This window comes from Ralstonia psammae, assembly GCF_958405935.1.
GTDB lineage: Bacteria > Pseudomonadota > Gammaproteobacteria > Burkholderiales > Burkholderiaceae > Ralstonia > Ralstonia psammae.
The window spans coordinates 1-3,039 of the sequence record NZ_CATZBU010000038.1; the positions used below are offsets into that span (position 1 = coordinate 1).

Here is a 3,039-nt window from a genome sequence, read left to right on the forward strand (position 1 = left end):
GTTGTGGACACAGTCGGTCATCCGTGCCCGTCACAAACGATCATCGCATCAGTGCGTCAAGGCGGGGCAACGGTACATATCAGATGCTTACAGCGCCGCCAGCCCCAGCGCAGGCGATCATTCCGCAAGCTGATACTAGGGTAAGCGCCGCCAATACAGCGGCGTCTTTTTCGCGCTTTTCATGACACCCCGTAAAGCCGACTGGTGGACCTCCCGCGAGTTGAACGAGGTACCGACGTATGAGTCCGCTACGCTAACCATCGGTGAGCTAGAGGTTGCCGTGGCAAAACGGAGGGGCTCGAACCCTCAATGCAAGGTCATGCCCACATGCATCTCTAGCAAGGACATGCATTCAGCCTCCCGGCCAGGTTTTCGTTAGAGCGGGTGAAGGGAATTAGACCCTCGTCAAACGACTGCACACCCGTCTCCCACGGCATTGTGGGAATCGAGCAACCGTCGCAGCGTCCGGGGATGGACGTTGAAACGTTTGGCGACCGCTGTTGCGGGTTCGGTGCTGAGCAGGGCTAGCGCCTTGCGCTGCTGCGTGGCACTCAGCGCGGGCTTGCGGCCCAGGCGCTTGCCGTGCGCACGCGCTGCCGCCATGCCGGCCCGGGTCCGCTCGCTGATGAGCGAGCGCTCAAACTCCGCCAGCGCCGCGATCATGTGGAAGACCAACTTGCCGCCGGAGGAGCCGGTGTTGATGGTCTCCATGATCGACTCGAACTTGATCTTGCGCTGACCAAGTTCGTTGATCAGCTCTACCAACTTACCTAGCGATCGGCCCAATCGGTCGAGTCGCCAGACCACCAGGGTATCTCCTTCCTGAAGACATGCGAGCGCCTCGTCCAAGCCTGGTCTGGAAAACTCCGAACCGGAAATCCCCTCATCGGTAAAGACATGTGCGCAGTCAACCCGCCGTAGCGCGTCGAGTTGCAGGCGCAGGTTCTGGGTATCGGTCGAGACTCTTGCATAGCCAACGCGGACGGGTTGATGCGGCGATGAATAGGTGTGTCGTGCTCGGCACGTTTCGCTTGGGCGCCTTGGGGTAACCGTTGTCGTGCGTGACGCTGTCACTCGCTTGTTGAGAGAGGCTGTGGCCGGTTTGAGCTTGGTGTGCGTCGACATCGCTGGCTTCCTTAATTTTGTTCTTTGCGGGCACGCGCTGCCGCCTGTGCTTTCTCCCATACGCAAAGGCGTTGCGAGACGTCCGCACGCATCGCTCTACGCGTTGCCTTCCCATGGCGAAAGGGGCAAACGGCAGGCGGCATTTCCCCGCTGCGCTTGCCTGGGCAGTCGCCCCCCTCCGACAGAGGGGGCGATTCTACTGGACAAAAGGGGTCCTTTTTGTCGTCACCTTCCAGCCCCTGTGCTGAGCCTCACAAATCACCCGCGAAGCCAATGCCAGACACGTTATAAGTGACGCTTAACTCTGCCTTGTCTCACTTTTGCACAAAGGACCGTTTTTGCCGCAAGGGGGAAGAGATGGGGAGCCAGCTGCGTAAATTGCTGATCGAGGTGGAGAACAGCGCGTTCCTGACGCGCTGCTACGGGGCACCGTTTGCGAATGCCGTCGAGGCGGAATTGCTCGAGCGCATCACGGTGTTGTGTGGGCGCCGCTATGCGGTCAAGACCTTGGGGGCCGGGCGTATCGGCCTGACCGGTACCGCCAACGATGCATCTGTTGTTCCCATCGACGGGGGCGACACGCTGGCACGACAAGCTTTTGCCCAAGCCTTGCTGTTGGGCCTGGCGGAATGGGCCAAGCTCGAGTGCGGCGCCGCATCGCTGGCCATTCTCAACGCCAACTGGGTCACCGACGACGAACTGCACCACGACGGTGCCTTCCCGACTAACCACTGGCAGCAGGCGCCGCGCGGCGTCGACATGGAAGCCGCGGCCGAGGTCTACCAAGCCATTGGTGACGGCCGGATTGAACTCGTGTTCCAGCCGATCTTCAGCACGGAAGACCTGTGTGCTTCGCTGTACCACCAGTGCCTGCTGCGCGTGCGCCTGGACGACGGCTGTGAGCAGTTGTTCCCGAACAGCGTCATCCCCAGCCTGGAGCGGCTGGGGCTCATGCGCTGCCTGGACCGATACGTCATGCGCCGGGCGCTCTCGCTCCTGGATGAGTTTGAAGACCTGAGCCTGGGCGTGAGCATCTCCGGCCAGAGCTCGCTCGATGACGTGTGGTGGGCCTGGGTGTTTGCCGAACTGGCCGACACCCCACACATCGCCCAACGCCTGGTGATCGAGTTGACCGACGCCCAGGTGTACCCGGTTGCGGGCCGTCAGTTCTGCCGCCGCATGCGTCAGCTCGGCTGCCGCATCGCCATCAAGGGCGAGGGACTCGCCACCCACGCGGCCAACGACGCACACGCCGCCGACATTCTGAAGATCGCCCCCGCCGTGTTCAAGCGGCATTGCGAAGCCGGTCAGTACGCGCAGTTCGCTGGCGTCCTGCTGGCCGCCCACGCGCGTGCGGACCAGGTCGTGGTCGAGGGCATCGAATCAGCGGAGGAGGTGGCCTTCGCGCGGGAGAGCGGCGTGCAGTGGGGCCAGGGTGACTACGTCAGCAACCCGGGTGACCGAATTCGTGCATGAGGCGGAAACAAGAAGAGGGGCCGTTTGCGCGCAACGCGAAGACGAGGGGAAGAGGGAATCAACCAAGAGAGCAATTCGATTGAGCCAACTGCGGAGCGAACACTCCGCGATCAAAACGCCAATGCGAGCGAGCAGAAGGGCCTAACGCTCAGGTCTCGTCTTGCAGCGGTTCAAACACAAGAAGTGAATTGGTGGGGGTTAAAAGAGAATGAACAAAACATACAAGCTGGTGTTTAACCGTCGCCTTGGGCGCGTGGTGGTGGCAGATGAAACCGCGAACAGTGCGGGCAAAGCCGGGCGCGGAACAGGTGTGGTGGTGAGTAGCGCTCAAGATTTCAGTCCACGCCTGCGGCAGATTGCAATGGCAGTTGCCAGCGCACTCGGCATGCTGTTGGCTTCGCAGGGCGCCTATGCGGAAACCACGTGCAACAGTGGCTC

At 61.6% G+C, this 3,039-nt stretch carries 3 protein-coding genes; 2 read left to right on the top strand and 1 reads right to left on the bottom strand.

Going from position 1 to position 3,039, the window contains the following annotated elements; translation table 11 throughout:
• Positions 1–405: 405 nt before the first annotated feature.
• Entirely contained in the window at positions 406–1,125 is a 720-nt protein-coding gene (locus tag R2N16_RS25295) for a recombinase family protein (RefSeq protein ID WP_316669768.1), read from the bottom strand.
• Between the two features lie 357 nt (positions 1,126–1,482).
• On the opposite strand from R2N16_RS25295, the gene R2N16_RS25300 reads away from it, so the two are divergent.
• Positions 1,483–2,601 carry an EAL domain-containing protein gene (locus R2N16_RS25300; RefSeq protein WP_316669771.1) on the top strand — a complete coding sequence of 373 codons (1,119 nt, stop codon included), beginning with the start codon at positions 1,483–1,485 and terminating at the stop codon, positions 2,599–2,601.
• 208 nt (positions 2,602–2,809) lie between these two features.
• A partial coding sequence (locus tag R2N16_RS25305) for an ESPR domain-containing protein (RefSeq protein WP_316669774.1) occupies positions 2,810–3,039 on the top strand: 230 nt, incomplete at its 3' end.

Excerpts from the sequence above, each read along its gene's own strand:
- R2N16_RS25295 (WP_316669768.1), bottom strand. The coding sequence starts at position 1,125 with ATGTCGACGCACACCAAGCTCAAACCGGCCACAGCCTCTCTCAACAAG.
- R2N16_RS25300 (WP_316669771.1), top strand. The coding sequence starts at position 1,483 with ATGGGGAGCCAGCTGCGTAAATTGCTGATCGAGGTGGAGAACAGCGCG.